This is a genomic window from Massilia cellulosiltytica, assembly GCF_047325105.1.
Classification (GTDB): Bacteria; Pseudomonadota; Gammaproteobacteria; order Burkholderiales; family Burkholderiaceae_D; genus Telluria; species Telluria orientalis.
Genome location: NZ_CP168562.1, coordinates 3,807,847 through 3,831,515 on the forward strand (window position 1 = coordinate 3,807,847; position 23,669 = coordinate 3,831,515).

At 72.6% G+C, this 23,669-nt stretch carries 19 protein-coding genes; 11 read left to right on the forward strand and 8 right to left on the reverse strand.

Features of this window, described 5'->3' with window-relative positions; translation table 11 throughout:
- The first annotated feature begins 239 nt into the window (after positions 1-239).
- Genes ACEN9H_RS16610 through ACEN9H_RS16625 form a run of 4 tightly spaced genes read left to right on the forward strand, consistent with a single transcriptional unit; the run spans position 240 to position 5,413 of the window.
- Positions 240-1,175, forward strand: a complete 936-nt coding sequence (locus tag ACEN9H_RS16610; RefSeq protein WP_413671293.1) for a protein kinase domain-containing protein — start codon at positions 240-242, stop codon at positions 1,173-1,175.
- Complete coding sequence (locus ACEN9H_RS16615; RefSeq protein WP_413671294.1) at positions 1,172-3,487, forward strand: FtsW/RodA/SpoVE family cell cycle protein; 2,316 nt, start codon at positions 1,172-1,174, stop codon at positions 3,485-3,487. The genes ACEN9H_RS16610 and ACEN9H_RS16615 overlap by 4 nt, the downstream gene beginning before the upstream one ends.
- A complete protein-coding gene (locus ACEN9H_RS16620; RefSeq protein WP_413671295.1) occupies positions 3,457-4,989 on the forward strand; it encodes a hypothetical protein in 1,533 nt (510 codons plus the stop codon). The genes ACEN9H_RS16615 and ACEN9H_RS16620 overlap by 31 nt, the downstream gene beginning before the upstream one ends.
- A 7-nt stretch (positions 4,990-4,996) precedes the next feature.
- Positions 4,997-5,413, forward strand: a complete 417-nt coding sequence (locus tag ACEN9H_RS16625; protein WP_413671296.1) for an SH3 domain-containing protein — start codon at positions 4,997-4,999, stop codon at positions 5,411-5,413.
- Here ACEN9H_RS16625 and ACEN9H_RS16630 read toward each other — a convergent pair.
- Positions 5,387-5,857, reverse strand: coding sequence for a GNAT family N-acetyltransferase (locus tag ACEN9H_RS16630; RefSeq protein WP_413671297.1), 471 nt, complete (start codon positions 5,855-5,857; stop codon positions 5,387-5,389). The genes ACEN9H_RS16625 and ACEN9H_RS16630 overlap by 27 nt on opposite strands.
- Positions 5,858-5,964: 107 nt before the next feature.
- Here ACEN9H_RS16630 and ACEN9H_RS16635 point away from each other — a divergent pair, with 107 nt between their 5' ends.
- The 3 genes from ACEN9H_RS16635 (at position 5,965) to ACEN9H_RS16645 (ending at position 9,831) form a co-directional block, all read left to right on the forward strand.
- On the forward strand, positions 5,965-7,218 hold the full coding sequence (locus tag ACEN9H_RS16635; RefSeq protein ID WP_413671298.1) for an MFS transporter: 1,254 nt from the start codon (positions 5,965-5,967) through the stop codon (positions 7,216-7,218).
- A gap of 40 nt (positions 7,219-7,258) precedes the next feature.
- The gene (locus ACEN9H_RS16640; RefSeq protein WP_413671299.1) at positions 7,259-8,218 is read left to right on the forward strand and encodes a PP2C family protein-serine/threonine phosphatase; all 960 of its coding nucleotides are present in this window, start codon (positions 7,259-7,261) and stop codon (positions 8,216-8,218) included.
- Between the two features lie 134 nt (positions 8,219-8,352).
- On the forward strand, positions 8,353-9,831 hold the full coding sequence (locus tag ACEN9H_RS16645) for an FHA domain-containing protein (protein ID WP_413671300.1): 1,479 nt from the start codon (positions 8,353-8,355) through the stop codon (positions 9,829-9,831).
- Positions 9,832-10,017: 186 nt separating this feature from the next.
- On the opposite strand, the gene ACEN9H_RS16650 is transcribed toward ACEN9H_RS16645, so the two are convergent.
- From ACEN9H_RS16650 to ACEN9H_RS16680, 7 genes are all read right to left on the reverse strand, one after another.
- Entirely contained in the window at positions 10,018-12,210 is a 2,193-nt protein-coding gene (locus tag ACEN9H_RS16650; protein WP_413671301.1) for an SUMF1/EgtB/PvdO family nonheme iron enzyme, read from the reverse strand.
- A complete protein-coding gene (locus ACEN9H_RS16655; RefSeq protein ID WP_413671302.1) occupies positions 12,207-14,174 on the reverse strand; it encodes a hypothetical protein in 1,968 nt (655 codons plus the stop codon). Before ACEN9H_RS16655 ends, ACEN9H_RS16650 begins: the two co-directional genes overlap by 4 nt.
- A 34-nt stretch (positions 14,175-14,208) precedes the next feature.
- Complete coding sequence (locus ACEN9H_RS16660) at positions 14,209-15,201, reverse strand: hypothetical protein (protein ID WP_413671303.1); 993 nt, start codon at positions 15,199-15,201, stop codon at positions 14,209-14,211.
- On the reverse strand, positions 15,198-16,232 hold the full coding sequence (locus ACEN9H_RS16665; RefSeq protein WP_413671304.1) for a hypothetical protein: 1,035 nt from the start codon (positions 16,230-16,232) through the stop codon (positions 15,198-15,200). Before ACEN9H_RS16665 ends, ACEN9H_RS16660 begins: the two co-directional genes overlap by 4 nt.
- Entirely contained in the window at positions 16,229-16,792 is a 564-nt protein-coding gene (locus ACEN9H_RS16670) for a hypothetical protein (protein ID WP_413671305.1), read from the reverse strand. Before ACEN9H_RS16670 ends, ACEN9H_RS16665 begins: the two co-directional genes overlap by 4 nt.
- The gene (locus tag ACEN9H_RS16675) at positions 16,785-18,005 is read right to left on the reverse strand and encodes a hypothetical protein (protein WP_413671306.1); all 1,221 of its coding nucleotides are present in this window, start codon (positions 18,003-18,005) and stop codon (positions 16,785-16,787) included. The genes ACEN9H_RS16670 and ACEN9H_RS16675 overlap by 8 nt, the downstream gene beginning before the upstream one ends.
- A 97-nt stretch (positions 18,006-18,102) precedes the next feature.
- Positions 18,103-21,126 carry a penicillin-binding transpeptidase domain-containing protein gene (locus ACEN9H_RS16680; protein WP_413671307.1) on the reverse strand — a complete coding sequence of 1,008 codons (3,024 nt, stop codon included), beginning with the start codon at positions 21,124-21,126 and terminating at the stop codon, positions 18,103-18,105.
- A 185-nt stretch (positions 21,127-21,311) separates the two neighbouring features.
- Between ACEN9H_RS16680 and ACEN9H_RS16685 the strand changes: the two genes are divergently transcribed.
- From ACEN9H_RS16685 to ACEN9H_RS16700, 4 genes are all read left to right on the forward strand, one after another.
- The gene (locus ACEN9H_RS16685) at positions 21,312-21,530 is read left to right on the forward strand and encodes a hypothetical protein (protein ID WP_413671308.1); all 219 of its coding nucleotides are present in this window, start codon (positions 21,312-21,314) and stop codon (positions 21,528-21,530) included.
- A gap of 133 nt (positions 21,531-21,663) precedes the next feature.
- The gene (locus ACEN9H_RS16690) at positions 21,664-22,230 is read left to right on the forward strand and encodes a binary toxin-like calcium binding domain-containing protein (protein ID WP_413671309.1); all 567 of its coding nucleotides are present in this window, start codon (positions 21,664-21,666) and stop codon (positions 22,228-22,230) included.
- Positions 22,231-22,282: 52 nt separating this feature from the next.
- Positions 22,283-22,951 (forward strand): ribonuclease HI family protein, encoded by a 669-nt coding sequence (locus ACEN9H_RS16695; RefSeq protein ID WP_413671310.1) that lies wholly within the window; start codon positions 22,283-22,285, stop codon positions 22,949-22,951.
- Entirely contained in the window at positions 22,932-23,612 is a 681-nt protein-coding gene (locus ACEN9H_RS16700; RefSeq protein WP_413671311.1) for an HD domain-containing protein, read from the forward strand. The genes ACEN9H_RS16695 and ACEN9H_RS16700 overlap by 20 nt, the downstream gene beginning before the upstream one ends.
- The last annotated feature ends 57 nt before the right edge of the window (positions 23,613-23,669 follow it).

Genomic DNA, 23,669 nt, shown 5'->3' on the forward strand with positions numbered 1-23,669 from the left:
TCTACACCTCGGACGTCGACGCGATGCCGAAGATTCCCCGGCAGCACGTGCGGCGCGACAACGAACACGGTACCGACGACGAAGACCCAGACGGCGAACACCCGGGCGCCGAGCGTGGCGTTGGATAAGGCTGCCTCGACAAGTTGTTAGCACTACAATCTTGTCGGCTCTGACGTGTTTTCTCCGTCCCCCTGCTATTCCCCGCCGAGGCGGCACCGGCCGCCCGTTCGGGAGGCTACATGGTCGAGGCAGGCGACATCATCACGTTGACGGCGGGCGCCTGGCGCCTGCAGGCGCCGCTGGGCGGGTCCAGCTACGGCCAGGTGTGGCGCGCGGCGTCCGTGCTGGACGGCACGCCGGCCGCCGTGAAACTCGTCAACCGCGCGCAGATGGACCTTGCGTTGCCGCCCCAGCAGGTCGTCTGGCGCGCGTGCTTCGACGCCGAGATCGCCTTCCTGCGCGGCCTGCAGCCATGGGACCAGCGCCACATCGTGCGCCTGCTCGACAGCGGCGAACACGAGGGCCAGCCCGCGCTCGCGCTCGAATTGCTGGACGGCGACCTCGCCGCCCACGTGGCGACGTTGCGCAGCCGCGGCGAGGGCCCCCGCATCGGGCAGGCCCTCGCCTGGACGGCGCAGGTGAATGCCGCGCTGGCGAAAGTCCACCAATACGGCTGGCGCTACCTGGATCTGAAGCCGGCCAACCTGCTCGTCGATGCGCACACCGGTACCCTGAAGCTCGCGGACTTCGGCACCAATCGCCCCCTGCAGGACAGCGCCGCGCATTCGTATGCCGGCACCGCGGCGTGGCAGGCGCCGGAACAATTCTTTCCCGATGACGCCGGCCGCTACCGGACCGACGCGCGCAGCGACTATTTTGCACTCGGCGCCCTGCTCTACTGGCTCGTCGCCGGCATTCCGCTGCGCTTTTGCGCCGCCTGCGCGGATGCCTACCGGGCCCGGGGCACGGCAGGCGCCGCGGCACTGCGCGCACCCGCGATCCTCGCGCCGGACGAGGCCGCGCTGTTCGCCGGCCACGGTGGAGACGCGTCCGTGGCGCTGCTGCGCGCGCTGCTGGCGGCGCGTCCGGAAGCGCGGCCGCGCCATGCGCTGGAAATCAGCCGCCTGATCGCCCGCGCCGCGGCCGGCGCGAACCCGCTGCGGAGCGCGGCATGAGCCGCACCCGCCTTGCCGCCGGCGCGCTGCTCGCCGCCCTGTGCGCGCTGCAGATGCTCGCGCTGCTGCGCGCGCCGGCCGCGTGGCTGCCCGCGCAGGTCGCACTGGCGTTGGCGCCGGGCGCGGCGCTCGACGTCGACCACGCCATGCTCGGCGCCCCCGCGGCGGATACGGGCCGCCTGCGGCTGGGGCGCGACCAGAATGGCACGTGGTGGGCGGCGGACGACGGCACGGGTGCTCCGCTGCGCGTCCAGGACGGCAACCGCCAGCGCCGCAGCGGCAGCGTCGCCCTGAAGCCCGGCCAGCAATTCCAGTTGGGCGTGCTGCGCATGCGCGTCGACGCGGCCGGCGGGGACGCCGTCGACCTGGCGGCCGGCGCCATCCGCTGGCGCTACGACGGCGCCCTGCTGCGCCGCGACGGCAAGCCGCAAAAGGCCTGTCCCGACGCGCGCTTCGCGGACGCGTGGAACCGGATCGTCCCGCGCGCGCTGGCGTTCGGCCGCCCGCTCGTCTTCGGCGGCAACCTCGATTGCGGCAACCGCATCGCGATCGCGGGCTTGCCCCTGCACGCCGCCGGCATCGCGCGCAACGACGACGGTTTCCAGCTGGGCGCCGCACCCGCCGTGCCGCTGCTGCTGGAAGACGACCGCGGCGCGGCATTGCTGGCCGGCCGGCCGCTGCCGCTGGCGGCCGGGCAGACGCTCGTCGCGGGCCGCACGCGCCTGCTGCTCGCCCCAGGTGGCGACGTGCTGCGGCTGCACCCCAACGGCCACGTCGCCCTGTATGCCGACACGCAGAAGCGCCTGCCGGCCGGCGTCGCATGGACGTGGACGCGGCGCGGCCCATGGGATCTGCCGCCACACGCCGCGCTGCCGCTGCTGGCCGTCCTCGGCCTGGCCCTGACGGGCGCGCTGACGGCCCTCGTCCTGAACCCGGCCAACCGTTGGCGCGCGGGTGCGGCGGTCGGCCTCGCGCTGCTGCTGGCCGGCAGCGGCGCCGTCCTGTTCTGGCTGCAGCGCACCGGCACGCCGGCGGGCCCTGGCCTCGGCCTGCTCGTGGCCTGGGTTGCGCTCGCGTTCGCGCTGCTGGCGCCGCGACGGCTCGAACCGGTCCTCGCCGCCGCGCTGCCGCTGCTGGCCGTGGGCCTGCTCGCCCAGCTGGACCTGGGCCTCGGCGCGCCGGACACCGCCTGGCTGCGCCACTTCCACAAGACCGCGGCGCTGCTCGCGCTGGGCGCCGGCGCCGCGACATTGGCAAGCGTCGTGCGCCCGGCGCGGCCGCTGCCGCAGGCGCGCATCGAACTGGCGCTGTTGCTGCTGACCGGCGTCGCGCTGCTCGCGCTGCTGCTGCAGGTCGCGTACGGCGACGAGACCGGCGTATTCGACCTGCAGCCCGTTGAATTCGCCAAGCTGGCGCTGGCCGCACTGGCCGCGCACTGCCTGGCGCTCGCCTGCGCGGACGGTCCCGCACCGGGCGGCGCATGGCGGCGTGCGCTTCGGGTCGGGGCGCCCGCGCTGCTGTTCATGCTGCTGCTGGGCGTCGCGCTCGTGCAGGTCGACGACTATTCTCCGCTGGTGCTGCTCGCGCTGTGGGGCGGCACGATGATGCTGGCGCTGGCGCTGGCCACGCGCCGCCGCGGCACCGCGCTGGCGCTCGCGTGCGTCGCGCTGGCGGCCGTCGCGACGGTGGCCCTGCTGCGCGGCGCGGGTGCCGACGGCATCGCGCGCTGGGATTTCTATGCGGACCGCTTCCTCGTCTGGCTCGATCCCGGCACGCATCCGCACACGGGACAACAGTTGCTGCTGGGCGCCCGCGCCATCGCGCAGGGCGGCTGGCTGGGCGCCGACGGCGCATTCGGCGTCACGGCGCTGGGCCGCGATCCGGGCTTCGCGCTGCGCATTCCCGCCGTGCAGGACGATTTCGCCGCGTCGTTCTACCTCGCGCGCCACGGGCTCGCGGCCGCCGTCGGCCTGTGGCTGCTGCAGGCGCTGTTCCTCGCCGCGCTGCTGCGCCTTGCCCTGCGCTGCTGGCTGGCGGGGGCGAACGCGCGCGACTTCCGCGTGGCGTGGCTCGCGCGCCTGCGCTGCTTCTTCCTGGCCGGCGGCGCCGCGTTCGCGTTCGGCCACTTCCTGCTGTCGTGGGGCACGAACCTCGCGATCTTCCCGGTGATGGGCCAGCCGATGAGCTTCCTGTCGGCGGGCGGCTCGCACCTGCTGTTTTTCATCTGCCCCCTGCTAGGTGCCGCTGCCGCCAGCAGCCAAACTTTAGAGGAGAACGAATCATGCCGGTCTACGTCCAACATGAAGCCCTAGGCAAGATCAACGACGTCTTCGACGCCCACGCCATCTGGCAGGCGCCCGGGCTGGCGCTGTTCGCGCGCCGTCCGCTGCTGCGCGACCTGCTGGAACGCTCGCCGCGCGAACAGCGCGGACGCGCCGCGACGCGCTGCTTTTCCCACATCACGCTGGTGCTGCCGCAGGAAGAGGTCGACGACGACCGCCACCTCACGCGCGGCGCCCGCGTGCGCGACCTCGCCGAGTCGCTGTCCGCGCTGCACCGCAAGGATTTCGGCGACCTGCTGCAGGGCGACGACGTCCGTTACCACGTCGTCGGCGCCGACCGCCTGGAACCGGGCGAGGTCGAAGTGAAGTTCGGCCATGCCGTCTACCTGCCCGCGCCGGGCGAGGCCGTGCAGTACACCGTCAGCGTATCGCGCGACAGCGCGGTGTGGAAGACCGTCTGCCCCATCTACCCGAACCAGAGACTGACCCTGATCGGCCACGACGCGCACGAGGCGACGTACACCGCGCCGGGCTGGCCGTTCGGCGCGGAAGGCGCCGTCCTCCTCATCAACGACGGACCGGACTCTCCGCTCGAAGTGCAGGTGCGGCCGAAGGACGCCTTCGACTGCGGCTACGACGCGGCCGCCGGCTACTGGACGATCAAGTCGCGCCGCGGCGCCGTCGACGCCACCGGCGCGGCGTTGCGCCTGCTGCTGCGCGTGACGCCGAACGCGACGACCCGCGCGCCGGCCCCGGTCAAACCTGCGTCCGCCCGTCCCGCCGTGTGGAAACCGCGTGCCGTCCCCGACCCCGAACTGACCGCGGTGCCGGCGGCGCGCGCCCCGGCACCGCCAACCGTCGACGCCACGTACGCCCCCGTGTCGCGCCAGCGCGTCACGCTGGCCGCGCTGGCGCTGCCGCGGCTGTCGCGCTATCGCGAAACGGGCGCGCAGGCGCTCGAGATCAACCTGAACCGCGCGTTCGTCCCGTCGGCGCAACCGTCGGACACGGTCATCGGCTTCGCCGTCGACGACAAGGACCAGCTGCAGGCGATCACGCAGGCCGGCCGCGAACGGATCGCCGTGCCGGCCGCGTTCAGCCCCGTCGACGGCACGCGCGTGGAACTGGCCGCCTGCGCGCCCGCGCTGGCCGACCGCTACTGCGCCCTGCTCGTGCTGCCGCAACCGCCGGCGCTGCCGGTGGCGCCCGGCGCGCGCTTCACGTTCGGGAGGGGCGCCCCCATGCTCGCGGCGCTGCGCGTACTGGATTCGCCGGCCTTCCTCAAGCATGCCGCCGGCACGCCGCCGTCGAGCGCCGACCGCCTGGGCCTGTCGCGCGACGCGTTCAGCTTCGAAGCGGGACCGGACGGCTGGCGGATCGCGCGCCTGTCGCCCACGCAGGCCTTGTACCACCTCGATGACAAGCTGGCATTCGTCGCCGCGATCGACACCGCGACGCCGGAGCAGCCGTACCGCCTGCCGGCCGGGCACCACCTCGTCGCGGGCCATTACGTGCTGCGCTTCGATGCGTGAGGCGGCCATGGCTTCGTGGCTCGTGTGGGCCGGCGCGCTGGCGGTGACGCTCGTGCTGGCCGCGTGGTGCACGCCGCGCGCTTGGTGGCGCCGGCCGAACCTGCGGGCGCTGGCCGTCGTCGCCGGCGGCACGCTCGGTATCGGCCTGCTGTTCTCCACGCTGCTGCCGGCCGCGCCGGAACCCGTGGCCGTGGCCGTGGCAGCCGGCCCGGCCGCCGGCGCCCGCTACCTGGTCGTCGACGACCTGAACCTGCGCGAGGACCGCGGCGTGGGTGCCGCCCGCATGCGCGTGCTGCGCGCGGGGACGGTCGTCAGCGCGACGGGGGCGACGGACGGCGACTGGTGGCGCGTGCGCGTGGAAGGCGGCGGCGTGGAAGGCTGGGCGAGCAGCCTGTGGCTACGCCGCACCGACGAGCGGCATTAACAGGCGCATCGGGTTGTAGCGCACCTTGTCGACCTGCATGGACGCCGTGCGTTCGAAGCCGAGCGACGCGTAGAACGGCACGGCGAAATTCGACGCATTCACGGTAAAGAAACCCGGGTGCCCGGGCCCGAGCGCCGCCGCGCGTCCCGCGTCCCACAACGCCCGCGCGATGCCGCGCCGCTGGTATGCGGCGTCGACGAACAGGTGGAAGACGTGCGTGCCGCCGCGCACGCCGATGAAGCCGGCCAGCACGCCGTCGACGACGGCCGCGTGGTAGACGAAGCCGGCGTCCAGGTTGCGGCGCAGGCTCGCGGCGTCGTGCTGGGCGAGGAAGGCGGCAGCGTCCTCCGGCGCGGATTCGTGCAGGAAGAACGTCTCGGCGGCGCGGCGCAGAACCGCGGCTGCGGCCGGGATGTCGGCGGGTTCCAGTCGGCGTATTTGCATGCGTCACAAGATAACACGGCAGCCTTGTCGAAACGTCACGTTGGGAAAACCACGCGGGCGCCCCCTGCCGCGTTGACCCGGCCGGGCCACGCACTTAGACTGGCCCGATGACGACATCCAGCTTCACCCCGGCGCAGACGGGTACGCAAGGCCGGCGCAAGATCCCGCTGACGCAACCGCTGCGCCATGCGCGCTACCGGCACCTGTGGTGCGCCAACCTGATCTCCAATCTCGGCACGTGGATCCAGACGTTCGCGTCGGCCTGGCTGATCGCGTCCAGCTCGCACTCGGCGTCCACGACGACGCTCGTGCAGACGTGCACGTACATCCCGATCTTCCTGTTCGCGCTGTTCGCGGGCGTCGTCGCGGATGCCGTGCACCGCCCGCAATTCCTGTTCTTCTGCAACCTGTTCATGGCCGGCTGCGCGTGCACGCTGGCCGCCCTCGTCGCCTCCGGCCATGCGCCGCACGCCGTCGTGCTGATGGTGCTGTTCTGCCTCGGCTGCGGCTCCGCGTTCATGTGGCCCGCGTGGCAGGCGGCGATGTCCGGGCTCGTCGAGCCGGACGAAGTGGAAGCCGCCGCGACCCTCAACAACCTGTCGTACAACACGGCCGCGATCATCGGCCCGGCGCTGGGCGGGGTCCTGTTCAAATGGATCGGCCCCGGTCCGCTGTTCCTCCTCAACGCGATCTCGTTCGTGGGCCTGCTCGCCATCTACCGCGCCTGGTGGCGCGCCGACCGCTCGCACGTGAAACCCTGCGCGGGCTATGGCGCGCGCCTGCGCGAAGGCGTGCGGACGGCGTTCGGCTGCCCGCGCTACCGGCGCATCCTGCGCAACGTGGCCACCGTGTTCTTCGCCACCATCGCCTTCGCGGGCCTGCTGCCCGTGTTCGTGCGCGACGTCCTCCGGATGGACGCCAGCGTGTTCGGCACCCTGATGGGCAGCCTGGGCGCCGGCGCCGTGCTGGCCGCATTCTGCCTGCCCGCGATCCGCGCGCGCGTCGACAAGACCAGGATCCTGGCCGCCGCGCTGGCCGTGTACGGCACGATGCTGGCCATCCTGCCCTTCCTGCATACGCTGGCGCTGCTCATCCCGCTGATCGTGGTCGGCGGCATGGCCTGGTCGGCCGTCGTGTCGACCCTGAACGCGGCCGCCCAGCTGTCGTTCCCGGCGGACGTGCGGGCGCGCACCCTGGCCATCTATCTCGTCGTGATGGCGGGCGGCTACACGCTCGGCAGCCTGTTCTGGGGCCGCATGGCCGACGCCTGCGGCGTGCGGTTCGCGATGGCGGCGGCCGGCGCGTGCGTGCTCGTCAACGCGGCCGTGTTGCTGACGGGTGGACGGCAAAACCCCATCTAATCGAAGCTTGGTCTTTTGGCATTTGCGGTTAGAGTAAAGGATGCCAATTTCTCCCTTCATTGCCGGGCTGCGCTTCGGCCCCCTGGACGTTGCGGCGTGCTCGCGCCTGGGCGCCGGGCCGCGCCTGCGCGCGGAAAACCAGGACAACCTGCTCCTGATCGACACGGACGGCGACGCCGCCTGGCTGCAGGACCAGGCCGTGCAGCGCCGGAAACTCCCCGGCTGGCGTCCCGGCCACGCGCGGCTGGCCGTGCTGGACGGCATGGGCGGCCATGGCCACGGCCGCGAAGCCGCGGAAGCCGTCGTCGCAGGCCTGCTCGCGCTGCCGCCGTGCGCCACCGGCGCCGAGCTGGCGCGCCGCCTGGACGCGCTGCACGCCGACCTGCAGCGCCATTTCGCCGACGTGCCCGGCCCCCGTCCCGGCACGACGCTCACCCTGCTGGAACTGCGCGCGGACGACACGCCGCTGCTGTACCACGTGGGCGATTCGCGCCTGTACGAGATCACGCCGGCACGCGCGGCGCCGCTGACGGTCGACCACGTCCCCGCCACCGCCTATGCGATGGCAGGCCTGCTGGGCGAAGCCGACTGGTGGCGCCAGGTCCATGGCGAACACCGGCCGCAGATCGCCCAGGCCTTCCTGCTCGGGAACGCGTTCGCCGACCCGACGCGGCTGAACGACCCGCTGTACGAATTGTCGCCGCTGAACCTGCCGTCCTGGCTGTCCGGGCTGGCCGACCGCCGTCCGCTCGCGCTGCGTCCCGGTGCCTCCTACCTGCTGGCGACGGACGGCCTGTGGTCGTGCTCGGACCCGGTCGGCTGGGCCGGACAATGGCCGCAGCTGCTGGCCGGCACCGCCGACGCCGCCACGATGCTGCACGCGCTGATGGCGGCCTACGACGCCCATCCGGCCGCATTCTTTTATCCGGACAACGTCAGCGCCATCCTCGTGCGCGTCCCTGGCGCGGCGCGCGACGAGACCGCATTGCCGGGGGCATGACTGTGGTAAATAATGCATCTTGGAAAAAAGTCTTGCTCAACCATGAAATCCGCGCGCCGCGCTACGCTACAATCGCGTAAGCTGAGGCCCGACGACCCGTCCACAGCCCACATCTGCCGAACCGATAACCGCCCATGAAGCGTTGCAGCAGTCCCGATCACCCGCATTGCACCGTCTGGGTCGCCCCGGGCGAGGCGCAGTGCGCGCACGGCCACCGCCAGCCCGCCGGCGCGGTCGATGTGCTCGGCTCGAGTTTCGAGACGCTGAAACGCGTACGCGCCGCAGGAGCGGCGCGGATACCGGCGCCGATCCAGGCGCCGCCACCCCGGCCGCACCTGCATGTGAGCGGCTTCGACCCGCGCGCGGCCGGCGGCCGCCAGGCGATCAAGCTGGAATTGCGGGGCATGCCGGACGACGCGCCGGCGCAACTGACGCTGCTGCTCGAATCGAAGCTGTTGCCGCTGGGCGCCGGCCAGTTGCAGTTTTCGCGCACCCTGCGCGGCGACTGGCGGCCCGTGTTCGTGGAATTCTCGTCGCGCGGACGGGAACATGGCCAGTACCGCGTCGACCTGGAAATCCATGCGCGCCACCCGGCGCGCACATGGGTCGCGACGCTGGTGCTGCTCGTGCCGCGCCCGGACGCGTCGCTGGGCGAGATCCACCAGACCTATCTGTCCACGCACAAGAACGTACGCATCAGCGCCGACGATGCCGCCATCGCCCGGGTACAAGGCCTGGCCGGCGGCGGCGCGATGGACATCGACATCCAGGCCCGCAACGCCTCCATCGCCCAGCTGAACCTCGATGGGAATGGCGGCGGCAAGGTGGCCGTCGGCCTGCCGACCATCGCGTGGGACGAAGACCTGATCGAGATCGACCTGCCCGCCGAGCGCGCGGCGCATCCATGCCCGGCGAGCACCGGCTGCCTCGTGTACGCGGAACCGGACGCCGGCGCCCAGCGCCACGTGCGGCTGTTCGCGCTGGACGAATGCGTGCTGGGCCGTTTCGACACCGTCGGCGCCGAGGCCGACCTGCTGCTGGAACACCACGACGCGAACGGGCCCGAACGGGATGGCCTCACGCGCCGGCTGTCCGCGCGCCACGCCGTCATCCGCCCCGCGCGCGGCGGGTTCGAGATCGAGGACGTGTCGCGCTACGGCCTGTTGCTGGACGGTGCCTGGCCGGGCAAGCACGTGCCCGTCCCCCTGCGCCTCGGGATGCGCATCGAATTGACGGCCAGCATACGCGGCGTGGTGACGTTCGTCGTGACCGCGCTGCACGCGCATGCGCTGACCCTGCACCGCGTGGATGCCGGCGGTGCGTCCGAGTGCTTCGTGCTGCTGGCGCCCGGCGTCGTGCCCGAGCCGGCGGCGCAGGGGTCCGGCGCCCTGCCGCGCGCGGCGGGCATGCCGGTCCTGTTCCACCGCGACGGCGGCTTCTGGCACCTCGACCCGGCCAGCGGCCAGGAAACCGCCATCGGCCCGGCCACGGTGCTGGACCGGCTCGCCCGGTTCACGGGCCGCGTGCGGTTCGCGGCCAGCCCGCGTCCGGAAGACCTTGCCGAACGCACGGGCGACCGCCGGCGCGCGCACGCACGCCTGCTGGACGCCTGATCAGCCCGGCCGCAGGATCAGGAAGATCAACGCCGCGCCGGTCAGCAGCACCGCTTCCAGCGACAGCACGATGAACGGGATCTGGATATCCTTGGGAATTCGCATGATCGCCCCTCCTTTGCAGAGTGCGATTCATTATGCGCCCAAGGTGGAGACACGGCGAATTTCCGCAGCGTATCGTGTTGGCTACATCAGGTCGCGTACGATACGAAAACCGACAATGTCGTTCGACAGCGCGGCCGAAAAGCCGTTGCGCAGCGCCGAGCGCAGGTAGCGCGGGTTGTACAGCCAGGAGCCGCCGCGCAGGATGCGGCGGGCCTGGTCGCCGTCCTCTTCCCACGCGCCGCCGTCGAGCGGCGCGCCATGGTAATTGTCGTGGACGACGTCCTGCACCCATTCCCACACGTTGCCGTGCATGTCGAACAGGCCCCAGGGATTGGCAGGGAACATGCCGACCGGCGTCGTGCCGCGCCGATACTCGCCGCGCGCGCCGCCGTTGTACGTGAAATTGCCATCGTAATTCGCCTGGTCGGTCGTGATCCTGTCGCCGAACGAGAACGCCGTCTTCGTCCCGGCGCGGCACGCGTATTCCCATTCCGCCTCGCTCGGCAGCCGGTACGATTTACCGGTCGCTTCTGACAGCCAGCGCACGTAGCGGATCGCGTCGAACCAGTTCACGCCGACGACGGGATGGCGGTCGGTCTGCGCGAAACCCGGTGCGTCCCAGTCGGTTTCCCCGCTCGGCCGCCAGCCGGTGCTGGCCACGAACACGCGCCACTCGCCGACCGTCACGGGATAACGGCCCATCGCGATCGGCTTCTCGATGCCGACCCAGTGCTGCGGCAGCTCGCGCGCCAGCCAGGACGGCTGCGAGCCGGCTTCCATCGCGACCTTCCGTTCGTGCTCGGGAGAGCCCATCTGGAAGCGGCCCGTCGGCAGCAGCACGAGTTCCGGCCCCCTGGCGTCGCCGCCGAGGAAGCGGTCGCGCAGCACCCCTTCCGTGTCGGCGACGGGGCTGGCCGGCGTGGGCATCAGTTGCGTCAGCACGGCCTGGGCACGCGCCGCCTCCTCGAGCCGGGCGCGCTTCTGTTCCGCGATGTACGCCGCGGCCGCCCTGGCCTGCACGAGTTTGCGCTGCGCTTCCTCGCGCTCCAGTCTCGCCTTTTCCGCCTCCGCCGCACGCCGTTCCAGCAACTGCTGGCGCAGCGCTTCCTTGCGCGCCGCCCGCGCCGCTTCCGCCGCCTGTTTCGCGGCCCGTTCCTGTTCGCGGCGCTGGCGGTCGAGCTGCGCTTTTGCCGCGACTTCCGCCTGGGCCTGCGCCAGCTTGCGCGCCGCCAGCTCGCGTGCGGCGCGCTCCCTGTCGATGGCGTCCGCCGCGGCCTGCGCCGCCTGCGCCGCCTCGTCGACCACCGGCGCCGCGTGCAAGCGCGCGAGCAGATCCGTCACACTCGCCGGGCGCTCGTCCGGATCCTGCGCAAAGCCGGCGCGCAGCACGGCCCACTGCGCATCGTTCAATGCCGCCGGCCTGGCCGGATCGGCGCCGACGGGCAAGGACCCCGTCAGCATTTGATACAGCATGACGGCGACGGCATACACATCCAGCCCGCGCGCCGGCGCGCCTCCGGCGCCGCTGGCTTCCGGCGCGCGATAGCCCGCCGTCCCCGAGCTGGCCGGGGCTTCCAGCGCGAGGCCGCCCGCGCGGGCGCGCGCCGCGATGCCGAAGTCGAGCAGCTTGACGTCGCCGCCGCGCGCGAGGAACACGTTGGCGGGCTTGATGTCGCGGTGGACGAGATGGTGCCGCTCCCACGCGTAATCCAGCGCGGCGGCCACGGGCGCCAGCACGTCGAGCGCGCGCGCCAGGTCGAGCCGGCCCACGCGCGCCAGCAGCGCGTCGAGGTCCTCGCCGTCCAGGCACTCCATGATGATGAAATAGCTGCCGGTCGCCGGGTCCTGGGCCCAGTCGTAGACGCGCACGATGTGCTGGTGCGCCAATTGGCGCGCACGTGCCGCTTCCTCGATCAAGAGCTTCGCGTGCAGCGAGTTTTCCGTGAGCCGGGGCGGCAGGATCTTCAGCGCGACCTGGGCGCTGTGGCCCAGTTCCGCGTGCGTGGCGAGGTCCGTCGCCTGCCACACCTCGCCCATGCCGCCCTGCGCGATCAGGCGCTCGAGCCGGTAGCGGCGGTTCACCGGCCCCACTTCCTGCGTGGCCATCAGGCCGATCTCGGTGCCGGCGCGCACCGGCAAGTCGACCGGTACGTCGGCTGGATACGCCGCGTCGAGGATCGCGTTCTTGCGGCTGTCGAATTCCTGGCGGCTCAACAGGCCGTCCTCGTGCAGCGCGCGCAGTTCGCGCAGCTTGTCGATCGCCGTCTGCATCATCCCCGCGCCGGCAGCGGCGCGCCGCACGTACCGCAGAACCGGTCGCCGGGCTGGGCGCCCGCATGACGGCAGATTGCCCCCGCGATCAGCGCGCCGCCCAGTTGCGCCTGCGTGGCCAGCGCCGTCTTGTTGACGTCGTTCTGCAGCGCCAGCAGTTCCAGCTGGTGGCGCCGCTCGCGTTCCAGTTCGTCGTTGCGCCGCGCGCGCTCGCGTTCGACCTGTTCATCCGCGAGGCGCGACGACGTCTGCGCCGCCAGCTGCTCCGCGCTCATGCCGGCCTGCGTGCGCGCCTTCAGCACGTCCGCCAGCAGCGCGGCATTGGTCGCGCCGGCCACGACCAGTTTCGTCGTGTCGTCCACGGCGCCCAGCGTCTCCATGCGGCGCAGCTCGTGCGCGCGCTCGGCCGCGAGCATCTCGGCCTGCAGCACGGCCCGGCACTCCTCGCCATCCAGCGCCACCCGCTGCAGCGCCGCATCGGCCTCGATCGTGCGCAGCAGCTTTTCGTGCTGGGCCAGCGCGTCGGCCTGCGTCCCGTCGCGGCGCAGCGCTTCCACGCGCTGGCGCACGGCCTCCACCTCGATCGACTCCTCGCGCTCCGCCGCCCGCAGCCGCAGCGCATGTTCTTGCGCCTCGATCTCGCGCGCGCGCCGCGCCGCGTCTTCCTCTACCGCGTGCAGCCGTGCCAGTTCCGCGCGCTGGCGGGCCGCGTCCTCGATGCCGCGCGCCTGCTCGATCTTGTTGCGGATCTGCTGCTGCAGCAACTGGTGCGCGAAGCGCTGCGCGGCGACCGTGCGCGCCTGCGCCGCGTCCTGGCGCGCGAGGGCGACCTCTTCGCGCATGCGCACGGCGGCCAGTTCGCGCAGATGGGCCCATTCCGTTTCCTGGTCCGCGCGCGCGCTGCGTTTCTGCGCCAGTTCGTGTTCCAGTTCCGCGACGAGGTCCTGCGCGCCCCGTTCGATCGCGTGCTTGCGCGAGCGGGACTCGACGATGCGGCCATACAGCTCGATCTCGCGGGCGCGGATCGCCTGCGCGCGCTCGGCGTTCTGCAAACTCATCTCCGCGCGCTCGATGCCCGCGCCCTGACGCAGTTCCGCTCGCCGGTGCGCGAGACGCGCCTGGCTTTCCTCGCGCGCGATGCGGCGCCACTCATCGTCCGAATACAGTTCGTCCAACTGGCGCGCATGCTCGACCTTCACCCGCTGCTCGTCGACGGCCAGCCACAGGCTGCCGATGCGGGCGCGGTTGGCGTCGAAGCGGTCGTGGCGCAGCGCCAGCGTCTCCACCCGGACGATGGCGAGGCCGTAATCGGCGAACAGGGTGGCGAGGCCGCCCTGCAGGTGCTGGTCCAGTTCCGGCCGCAGTTCGCGCTGGCCCGCCATCTCGCGCAGCGAACGGGCGGCGACGAATTCGCCCGCCAGCTGGCGCACCGGCTGCAGCAGCAGTTCGCGCAGGTGGTCGGCCTTCACGGTGCCGGGCATCGTCATGAAATGGCGCGCGAACGCGGGCACGCTCTCGATCCGCACGGACAGCGCGAGCCGCGCGGACACCTCGAGATGTTCGGCGCTGACCAGGCCATCCAGCTCGAATTCGACCGGCAGCGCGCTGCTCCTCGTGACGAGGATCTCCGCATGCTGGTCGCGCAGCAGGTGGTTCAGGCGCGTAAAAAAGCCTTCGATCTCGTACTCGCCCTGCGGCACTTCCGTGGCCTGGTCGCCCTGCAGGATGTAGGCACGCGCCGTGGCGGGCACGCGCAAGGTCTTGACGAAAACGCCGGACAGCGCGCGCACGCCGAAGAACACGGCCAGTTCGTCCGGGCCGGGCACCCAGCGGTTCTCCACCAGCACCGGCTCGTTGCGCGGCGTGCCGAGCATCAGGCCGCAGGCGGTGCAATAGCCGTCCGCCGCGCTCGTCCCTCGGGAACAGCGCGGGCACTTGGCCCCACCCAATCCAAACATCCGCAACATCGTCGACTCCTTCCGGCTCACCTGCAAGCCTACATCAAATGATTCCGATCCGCTCCACGCACGCCACGCTCGCGCCGCGCGCACGGACGTCGTCCGCGAAGCCGGCCGGCAGCGCATCGCGCCACGCATGCGGCAGGAGAATACGGTCGCCCGGCCCGGCTTCGCGCAGCAGCAGCGCGCATTTCGGCGCGAGCCCGTCGACCGTATCCACGCGGCCCGCATGCCAGGAGTCGGAGCAGCCCGTCGCCAGCAGCCGCGCACGCGGGATGAATTCGCGGCCGCGCGCGATGCGGTCGGCCAGCACGAGGGCCAGTTCGTACGAGCGGCCGGCGAACGCGGCGTCGCTGAAGCGCACCGTCGTGCGCCAGCGCCCGAGACCGCGGCCATCGAAATGACGCGCACCGGCCAGCGCCTGGCGCACCGCCAGCTGGCGTGCCGCGTCAGCGCCCGCTACGGCGATCGTCTGTTCCTCCTCGATGCGTTCTCCCTCCAGCGGGTGCACGCTCACCTCGACCCAACCGAGGCCGTCGCCGTCTCCCCCGCTGTGCAGCGGGAACCACGCGCGGGCGCTGGACACGCGCGCGCCGGGATCGGGATGGCCGTCCAGCTGGCCCAGGTGGGACAGGCCGTCTGGGCCGCCCAGCAGCGCGTCCGGCGACGCGTCCGCCGTGTCGTGGCCGTCCACACGGCCCAGCTGCCACGCATCCGACCAGCCGTTGGCGACCACGTCCCGTCCGTGCCACACGCCGCGCACGAGTCGGTCGGCCAGCACGAACGCCAGTTCGCAGTCGCGCCCCACAGGCAGCCGGTCGGCGCTGAGCACGACCTGGTCGCGGCTGTCGATCTTCGCTTCCGTGTGGCGCGCGAGGCGGACCACTTGCTGCAGGCGTTCGGCCAATGCCGCGTCGCCCGGCACGGTGCACTTGACGTCAGCGCGGCCGGCGCGCTCGCGCCGCGTGGCCGTCACGGTGAGCAGCGTGCCGTCGGGCAGGCGGGTGCGGCACGCGGCCTGTTGGGGTACGTTCATGCCGCCTCCGCGACGTGTTTCGCCGCGCGCCGGCCGGCGCAATCGGCTTCGAGGTTGGCGACGATGCGCTCGGCCTCGTCGTACAGCGCGGCCAGGCGCTCTCCCTGCGCGCCTTCGAGGCGGGCCAGCAGCGCCCACGCCTCGTCCAGCGCGACGGTCGCGCGGCGGCTGTGGCGCATGCGGCGCAGCTGCTCGTCCAGCGCGAGCGGCTGCCCGGGCGCGGCCAGCACGAGGGCCGGCATCGTCGTGATCTCGACGGACAGGCGGTCCAGGCGCTGTAGCAAGGCCTGCTGCTGGCGGAACTGTTCCTGCCCGTTCGGCAGCGCGCCGAAGCGCAGGCCGCACATCAGGCAAGGCAGTTCGAGGAACAGCCGGCGCATGGCCTTCGCGTCGGCCAGGTCCGGCACGACCTTCTCCGCCACGGGTGCGGGCGTCGCGGCCGCCGTGCTTCCGGCTGCGCGCGCGGCGAGTTGCGCCGCGTAGTCGATGCCGTCCAGTTCGACGGGCACGCAATCGTCCACGGTCAGGCCGAAGCGCAGGTACAGCAAGCGGTTCAGGCCCTGGCGGAACGCATTCCACTCGTCGATGTCCGCGCACGGCGGCAGTTCGAGCGCGCCCTGCTCCAGCGCGCTGCGCACCGCACTTTCCACCTTCATGCCCAGCGCGGCCAGGTCGACGCGACCATCCGCTTCCGCGGCCAGGTACAGGTCGAAGCGCTTGCCCGCGGCGGCGGGGTCCTGCGGGTCGATGGCGAACGTCGTGCGCAGGCCGATCTCGGGCGCCTGCGCGTACGGGACCACGGCGATCGTGTACGGCCCCGGATGGAACGCCCACGCGAGTTCGCCGGGACGCAGCTCGACCTTTTTCCCGGCCGGCGTCGTGGCGCGGCGCGGGCGGCCGTCGGCGTCGACGATGACGACGGGGCAGCCCGGCGGCGCGCCGCAGCCGGGCGACAGCGGCCGCGCGACGGCCGTGCGTCCGAGGGTGCAGGCATCGTGCACGGGCGCGGCACGCTTGAAGAATGGGATCATGGTGTGTCCGCCTCCAACGGTTCGACGGTGAAACGGGCGCCGTGCGCCTGCAAATGGTCCGCGGGTGCGGTGGCAAACGGCCAGGCGGCTTCGCATTCGCCATCCGCATCGAGCTGGCCGGCGAGCACCACGCCGCCGGCGCCGTCCACGACGCGCAGCGGCGCGCGCGCCACCAGCAGCGCTTCCGCGAACGGGGCTTGCGGCGCCAGCTGCAGGACCGTGCGCCAGCTTGCGCCGGCCGCAATGAAATGCAGAGTCCACCAGCCGTCGTCCGTCACGACCGCTTCCGCTGCGCCGCTGCTCGCGGCCCGCAGCGCGCCGCGGCTGCCGCGCCACGCGGTCGATGCGGCGGCGCGCCGCGCCAGCGCGAGATGGCGCAGCCGGCGCGCGGTCAGCGGCGATGCCTGCAGCGCGGCCCGCTCGCCGGACGTCAGCGGCCGGCTGCCGTCCAGCGCCCCGGCCAGCGTGGCATCGTCCAGCATCAGGCGGTCGCCGTCCTTGCGGCGGGCCAGCAGCAGGGCTTCCTGCAGCCGGCGTGAGCTCGTGTCGTTGCTATGCATCGCGTCCTCGCTTCGTGTCAAAGGCGGCCGTCATCCGGGCGATCGCCGCGTCGCGCCGCTTGCGCAACGTCGGCAGCGACACCTCGGCCAGTGCCGCCAGCTGCTGCATCGTCGGCAGCACGCCGGTGGCCGGGTCGCGCCACGCGTCCGGGTAGGACGCGTCGTCGGGGCCCAGCAGCTTCGCGTACACGGCCAGTCCCACCGGCAGGCCCTCGGCCGCCAGCAGGCCGTCCGGCACCGCTTGCGCCACATAGCCGGGGGGCAGTGAAACGCTCAGCGCGAGCGTCTCGAGGCGCGGGTCGGCTTCCTCCGGCGCCGGATCGGGTTCCGGCGCCGCAGCGTCGAGCGCATCCTGCCGCGCTTCCAGGATCCGGTCGGGGCCGGGCGTCGCCGCGCCGTCCGATTCCTGCAGCACGCGCCAGTAATCTTCCACCCAGACCGACGCGTCGTCCAGGTCCTGCAGCCAGTCCTCGTCGCGGTTGGCCGACAGCTGTTCGTAATCGCCGATCTCGCGCAGCATGGCCGCGATGCGGTCCGGACCCGTCTTCAGGCTGGCGAAGCGCTTGGAACGCGTGTGCAGCGGGCCGGGAGCGCCGCCGAAGTCCTCCAGCGAGGCGCTCCAGCGCAGGATCCACTCGGCGCGGCAGTCGTGGATCGTGCGCAGCTGGCGCACTTCGATGGGGTCGGCGCCGTCCGCGATCGCGCGGCCGAGGATCACGCCGACCTGCGCCCGGTGCGCGCGCCAGTTGGCGAACAGGCGGGCGACGTCGTGCCAGGCGGTGTCCAGCATCCGGTACGCGTACATACGGTTCGGGCTGCACGGACGGCCGCAGGCGGCCTGGTAGTTGTCGGCGTCGACGCGGTCGCGCAGCACGGCGTACATGTCGTTCACCTTCTTGCGCAGGAGTGCGTCGCCGGCGGGACCGTCCGCCAGCGCGGCACACAGGGCGTCCCAGTCGGCCGGACGGGCGCGCAGCTCGACGACGAGCGTCACCGCCAGCTCGTGCACCGTGTCGCCGTAGCCGTTGCCGGCCGCCCGGGCGCGGGCGCTGTGGCGCTGGGCCGTCAGCTGGTCCGTCATGCGCTCCACGTAGTCTTCCAGGTCCGGATGTGCGCCATCGAGACCGCGCAGCGCGGCGAGCGAGCACTGTCCCAGCAACTTGCGCACTTCTTCCCAGCCCGGTTCCTGGTACCGGGTTCCCGGCAAACGCATAAATCCTCTTCGATGTTCGGCCGCTAATAGCAGGACCGTAATAGATCATGCCATAGAAACACATCGTTGAGGCGCGCAGATGAGCGGCAAATACCCCTCAATTCGACCCGTTGGCGGCGAGCGCCCCCAGGACGGCCGCCGCGACGGGCGCCGCATGCGCGCCGCCCGTGGCTTCCGAGCGGCTGACGAAGACGGCGACGGCCAGCCGGTGCGCCTGTCCCGGCACGCTGTGCGGCTCCAGCCAGCCCGTGAACCAGACCGTCGCCAGCGATCCGTCGCCCACCGGCGCCGTCCCCGTCTTGCCTGACAGCCCGCGCCGGATGCCGGCCAGCGCCGGCGCCCGGAAGGCCCCGGCCGCCGTGCCCACGTCGACGACACCCTTCATGCCCGCGCGCACACGGTCGAGGCGCACGCCCAGGGCCGGGCCGTTCGACGGCGCGGCCGGTTTGCCGTCGAGTTCCCCCAACAGGTGCGGCACGATCGCCCGCCCCTGCCCGACGGCACCGGCGACGAGCGCCATCTGCAGCGGCGTCGCCTGCATGCGCAGGCCGATCGCCATCTGGCGCAGTTCGTGGCGCGTGTGGACCGGGTCGATGGCGGCCGGCGTCGCCTGCAGCGCGTCCCACGCCGACCAGCCGCCATCCGCCGGCAGCAAACCGCCGTCCAGCCGCAGCGCCTGGCCGAAGCCGAGCCGGCGCGCCATCGCGACGATCGGCCGGACCGGATCCAGCGCGCCCGGTTCCAGCGGCTGCAGGTCGGGCACGCCGCCGTCGGGCCGGCCGAGCAGGCTCCGGTCGGACAGCTCTCCCGTCCACGCGAACCACGTGTTCAGGCTGTAGGTGAGCGCCTGCGCAAGGCCCAGCCGGCCGTCCTGGGCACGCCGGTCCAGGCCCTGGTCGCGGAAGTTCGTGATGCGCACGCGGCCGTCGACTGGATACGTCGGCGCATCGGTGCGGAACGCGAACCCTCGTTCGTGCGCGGCGGCGTCGATGCCGGCGAGCGGCAAGCCGTCCAGCAACGCGTCCAGCTGGCGGTCGGACTGTGCGGCCAGTTCCAGGCCGAGGGCGCTGACGATCTTGAACGTCGACCCCGGCGCCCGCTCCGCGCCGCCGTCGTGCTGCAGCGCGGGCAGGCGCAGCGGGCTGGCGGCCGGGTCGATGCGGTCGAAGTCGCGCGCCTCGCGCCAGTTTTCCTGCGTCACGGCGGGCATGCCCGCCCCGGCCGCGGCGAGGATCGCGCCCGTCTCCGTGTCGAGCAGGACGACGCCCGCCTGCCGCCCCGCGGGCACCGGACCGGCGCCCGTGCAGGCGCGGCCATCCCAGTGCCCGCGCCGCATCGCGATGCAGTCGAGCGCCGCCTGCGCGGCCGCCTGCAGGCGCAGGTCCACGGTGATCCGCGCCGTATGGCGGTCGCCCGGCACCCGACCGACCGACGTGGCGACGCTGCCGGCCTGGCCCGCGCGCACGCCCAGCATCGTGGCGAGGCCGGCCGCGCGGGCCGCCTCCGTCGGCGCACCGTCGCGCCACAGCGGGATGCCATTGCGGTCGGCCAGCACGACGTCCGCCAGCGGCACGGACGGACGCGGCGCGGCCGCGCCCAGCGCCAGCCCTGCGAGCCGGCCCGCGCGCGCGACGAGGTGGCGGTAACGCGCATCGCCCCGCGTGGCCAGCGCCCCCTGGGCCAGCGGTTCCGCATCGATCACGATGTCCGCGGCGTCGGGCAGCAGGTCGAGCACCTGCACCTCGTCCGGCGCGGTGCACGCGCGGCCGTCGCAGCCCGGCTGCGGATCGGCGCGCAACCGGGCGCCGGCCACGTGGCGCAGGCGGCCAGCCAGCATCAGCCGGAGACTCGCCGTCCCGGCGGGTACGGTCAGGCGCAGGCGGGCCACGCCGCCGTCCGCCGGCCACGCGCCGATCCGCTGCCACGGGGCCCAGCCCTGCGGCAGCCGGGCGAACAGGCGGGCGCTGGCGGGGGGCATGTCGTCGGCCAGCGGCACGGGCACCGTGGCCGTGCCTTGCACGACTTCCGCGCGCCACCCGGCGGTCGCGCCGGCCGGCAGGCGCCACGCGAGCAGCCGCCGCTCGGCATTGAAGACGCGGACCTGTTCGCGCACGAAATCGCCGTCGGCGCGGCGATACAAGCGCTCCAGCAGCCGCAACGCGTCGCCGTCGAGGTTCACGTCGTCCCACGGCGTCTTGCCAGCTGCGCGCCATGCGGCAAGGTCCGGCGGGGCCAGTTCGGCCACGCCGTTCGCACCCAGGCGCACGAGGCCGCGGGTCTGCAGCTGGGCGAACAGCTGCTCGTCTTCCAGCGTGGCCGCGGGCGACGCCGGCACGCGGTAGCCGCCCGGCGCCAGCAGCGTCTCGACGGGTTCGCCGTGCGCGGGCACGGCGACGACCAGCGCGCCTGGCGTCGGTGCGGGGCGGTACAGCTGCACGAGGAGCTCGCCGGCGGCCGGGCAGGCGTTGCTCGGCCGGTGGCGCAGCCGCAGTGCGCCGTCGCGCCACGCCAGCCAGCCCTCGCCGCCCGGCGCGACCCGTGCCGCGGCGCCGACCCACTGCGCCTGCCCGTCCCAGTGCACGTCCAGCGGCGCCCCGGCGCGGCCGTCGACGCGCACGCGCGGCATCGGGCGTTCCGCCAGCAGCACGTTGCGCGGGGAAACCAGGCCTGCCGCGTCGGCGAACGCCCAGCCGATCCGCAGCGGCAGCAGGCGGCCGGGACGCGTGCGGTCGGCGAGCTGGTCGCACAGGTCGACACGCTGCGCCGGTCCGCCGCGCATGCCCGCCAGGATCAGCAGCGCAGTGCCGCCATGCATGTGCATCGTCACTCCCGGACTGTCGGGCACCGTGAACGCGACGCCCGGCAGCACGGCCGTCAGGCGGGAAGCGCCGTCGCCCATCGGCATCGCGCCGGCAGCAGCCAGCCAGCGCGCGTGCACGACGATGAGCGCGGCGCCCGCCACGGCCAGCAGCACGCAGCCTGCCGTCAGCCAGCGCAGCGGCGCGGGCCCGCGTGCGCGCGGCTGCGCGGCCACGTGCGTGCGCGTGCCGGCACGCAGGTTGCGCGCGCGCCGCAAGCGCGTCCGGTTGGCCGCGACGGCCTCGACGAGCGTTCCGATCATCGCTGGGTTCTCCCTCGTTGTGTCCGTGCGCGCCTAGCCGGGGGCGGATGAAAGCCGGTCCCGCATATCTGCGCTTCGTCCCGCATTTCGTGCGGTTCGTCGCACGCAGGTGGAGACGAGGAACCCTTGTGGCTACAGTACACACATCGACAAGCGCAGCACCATTCAACCCCGAGGAGAGCATCATGAACGTCATCAAGCACATGGAAGCCGCCTTCATCGTCGCACTCAGCCTGGCCGCCGCCGGCAGCACGGCACTCGACAGCGTCAAGCCCGCCCAGGCGACCGCACCCGTCCTCGCGACGACCGCCGGCATCCCGGTCGTGCACGTCACCGCCAAGCGCCTGACGCCGGTCGAGAAGCAGCAGATGCTGGCGCTGGAACGCGTGCGGAGCCGCGCATGATGTTCAGCGCGGGGACGGTCGCCGCCGTCCCCGCACACAATCTGTTTCAGATGTAAGAGTCTGCTTCAACCGCTGAATCGTTCTGCCCGCCGCGCTATATTGGTCACATCCGAAGTCCGGATTGGAGACCGACATGAAACACCTCGCACTTGCCGCCCTGATCGCCATCGGCGCCGCCGCCGCACCGCTTCCTTCCATGGCTTACAGCAATGTCAGCCTGACCATCAGCACCGCCCCGCCGGCCCCGTTGTACGAACGCGTCCCCGCGCCGCGCCACGGCTATGTGTGGGCACCCGGCTACTGGGCATGGTCCGGCCATCGCCATACGTGGGCGCCGGGTTACTGGGTCGCCGAGCGTCCGGGCTATGTCTACCGCGCACCGGCCTGGTACCAAGGCAATGGCGGCTGGTACATGCAGCCTGCCGCGTGGACGCCGTACGGCCCCGACCGCGACCGCGACGGCGTGCCCGACCGCTTCGAGCGCCGCCATGACCGCGGCTACGATCGTGGTTCGTACTACAACGACCGGCCGTACTACCGGGACCGCGACCGCGACGGCATCCCCGACCGCTACGAGCGTAACGGCCGCCGCTGGGACGAAGACCGCGACGGCGTGCCGAACCGCTACGACCGCGACCGTGACGGCGACGGTGTGCCGAACCGCTGGGATCGCCGGCCGGACAATCCCTACCGCCGCTAATCCTGGAAACAGCGCCACCCGGCGCTGTTTTTCTTTGTAGTATCCTCTCGGCATGAACGACTTTCCGAACCTGGACCGGATCGCCTACAAGGCCGAGCGCGCGGCCAGCCGCCGCCTGGCGCTGGCCGAAGGGCTGTCCGCCGACGCGGCGCTGCGCCGCACACTGGAACTGACGGCCGGCGCGGCGGGCCTCGCCGCCCTCGTCGAGCTGCGTACCGGCTTGCTGGCCGCCCAGGCGGCGCGCGATGCGGCCCGCGCCTCCGCAAAAGCCGCCGCGACCTCACGGCGCGATGCGCAGCCGACCGCATGGCGCGCGTGGTTCGACGGCTCCGCGAAACCGAACCCGGGCCGCTGCGGCATCGGCGTGCGGATCGAAGGCCCGGACGGCCATGTCGTCGAACTGGCCCAGCCGGCCGGCCACGGCAACAGCAGCGAGGCGGAATACCGCGCGCTGATCGCCTTGCTGGAAACGGCCGCCGCCCATGGCGCGCACGAGCTGACCATCCACGGCGACAGCCGGGTCGTGATCGACGACGTCACCGGCCCCGACCTGTACGCGGCGCCCGCCCTGGCCGGCTATCGCGCCCGGGCGCTGGCGCTGCTGGCCCTCCTCCCCGACGTGCGCCTGCGCTGGGTGCCGCGCCACAAGAACACCGGGGCCGACGCGCTGTCGCAGCGCGCCCTCATTGACTTAGAGACCGATGCAAGCACTCCTTCCTGAACTCGACGGCTGGCGGCCCCGCCTCGCCCAACTGGCCGCACAGGCGGTCGCCGACCAGGGCCCTGACGGCGCCCATGACCTGAACCACTTCGAACGCGTCTGGCGCAATGCGCAGGCGCTGCTGGCGCACCACGACCAGGCCGATCCGCTCGTCGTGCTGGCGGCATGCTATCTGCACGACCTCGTCAACGTGCCGAAGGACGACCCGCGCCGCAGCATTGCATCGCGCCTGTCGGCCGAACTGGCCAGCGAGCGGCTGGCGGCGCTCGGCTTTCCGGCGGACAAGCTGGCCGCCGTCGCCCACGCGATCGAAGCGCACAGCTTTTCCGCCGCCATCCCCGCGACCACGCTGGAAGCCCGCATCGTGCAGGATGCCGACCGCCTGGACGGCCTCGGCGCCGTCGGCCTCGCGCGCATGTTTTATATCGCGGGCCGCATGGGCAGCGCCCTCGCCCACGGCAGCGATCCGCTCGCGCTGGACCGGCCGCTCGACGACAAATCGTATTCGCTCGACCACATCGACGCGAAGCTGGCGCGCCTGCCGGGCATGATGCAGACGGAGGCCGGCCGCCGCCTCGCCGCACAACGGCTGGCGATCCTGACGGACTTCCGCAGCGCCTTCGCGGCCGAATGGACGGGCATCCCGCACGTGGCAGCTTGATCGAAAAGCACGCAGTTGTCTGTCGGGCAATCGGTGCTACCATAGACGTTTTCCGCA

What these genes read in the sequence shown, in the direction of transcription:
- ACEN9H_RS16655 (WP_413671302.1), bottom strand. Translation starts at nt 14,174, where the DNA reads ATGTTGCGGATGTTTGGATTGGGTGGGGCCAAGTGCCCGCGCTGTTCC.
- ACEN9H_RS16640 (WP_413671299.1), top strand. Translation starts at nt 7,259, where the DNA reads ATGCCAATTTCTCCCTTCATTGCCGGGCTGCGCTTCGGCCCCCTGGAC.
- ACEN9H_RS16620 (WP_413671295.1), top strand. Translation starts at nt 3,457, where the DNA reads ATGCCGGTCTACGTCCAACATGAAGCCCTAGGCAAGATCAACGACGTC.
- ACEN9H_RS16615 (WP_413671294.1), top strand. Translation starts at nt 1,172, where the DNA reads ATGAGCCGCACCCGCCTTGCCGCCGGCGCGCTGCTCGCCGCCCTGTGC.
- ACEN9H_RS16635 (WP_413671298.1), top strand. Translation starts at nt 5,965, where the DNA reads ATGACGACATCCAGCTTCACCCCGGCGCAGACGGGTACGCAAGGCCGG.
- ACEN9H_RS16685 (WP_413671308.1), top strand. Translation starts at nt 21,312, where the DNA reads ATGAACGTCATCAAGCACATGGAAGCCGCCTTCATCGTCGCACTCAGC.
- ACEN9H_RS16630 (WP_413671297.1), bottom strand. Translation starts at nt 5,857, where the DNA reads ATGCAAATACGCCGACTGGAACCCGCCGACATCCCGGCCGCAGCCGCG.
- ACEN9H_RS16690 (WP_413671309.1), top strand. Translation starts at nt 21,664, where the DNA reads ATGAAACACCTCGCACTTGCCGCCCTGATCGCCATCGGCGCCGCCGCC.
- ACEN9H_RS16645 (WP_413671300.1), top strand. Translation starts at nt 8,353, where the DNA reads ATGAAGCGTTGCAGCAGTCCCGATCACCCGCATTGCACCGTCTGGGTC.
- ACEN9H_RS16625 (WP_413671296.1), top strand. Translation starts at nt 4,997, where the DNA reads ATGGCTTCGTGGCTCGTGTGGGCCGGCGCGCTGGCGGTGACGCTCGTG.
- ACEN9H_RS16610 (WP_413671293.1), top strand. Translation starts at nt 240, where the DNA reads ATGGTCGAGGCAGGCGACATCATCACGTTGACGGCGGGCGCCTGGCGC.
- ACEN9H_RS16695 (WP_413671310.1), top strand. Translation starts at nt 22,283, where the DNA reads ATGAACGACTTTCCGAACCTGGACCGGATCGCCTACAAGGCCGAGCGC.
- ACEN9H_RS16660 (WP_413671303.1), bottom strand. Translation starts at nt 15,201, where the DNA reads ATGAACGTACCCCAACAGGCCGCGTGCCGCACCCGCCTGCCCGACGGC.
- ACEN9H_RS16680 (WP_413671307.1), bottom strand. Translation starts at nt 21,126, where the DNA reads ATGATCGGAACGCTCGTCGAGGCCGTCGCGGCCAACCGGACGCGCTTG.
- ACEN9H_RS16650 (WP_413671301.1), bottom strand. Translation starts at nt 12,210, where the DNA reads ATGATGCAGACGGCGATCGACAAGCTGCGCGAACTGCGCGCGCTGCAC.
- ACEN9H_RS16665 (WP_413671304.1), bottom strand. Translation starts at nt 16,232, where the DNA reads ATGATCCCATTCTTCAAGCGTGCCGCGCCCGTGCACGATGCCTGCACC.
- ACEN9H_RS16670 (WP_413671305.1), bottom strand. Translation starts at nt 16,792, where the DNA reads ATGCATAGCAACGACACGAGCTCACGCCGGCTGCAGGAAGCCCTGCTG.
- ACEN9H_RS16700 (WP_413671311.1), top strand. Translation starts at nt 22,932, where the DNA reads ATGCAAGCACTCCTTCCTGAACTCGACGGCTGGCGGCCCCGCCTCGCC.
- ACEN9H_RS16675 (WP_413671306.1), bottom strand. Translation starts at nt 18,005, where the DNA reads ATGCGTTTGCCGGGAACCCGGTACCAGGAACCGGGCTGGGAAGAAGTG.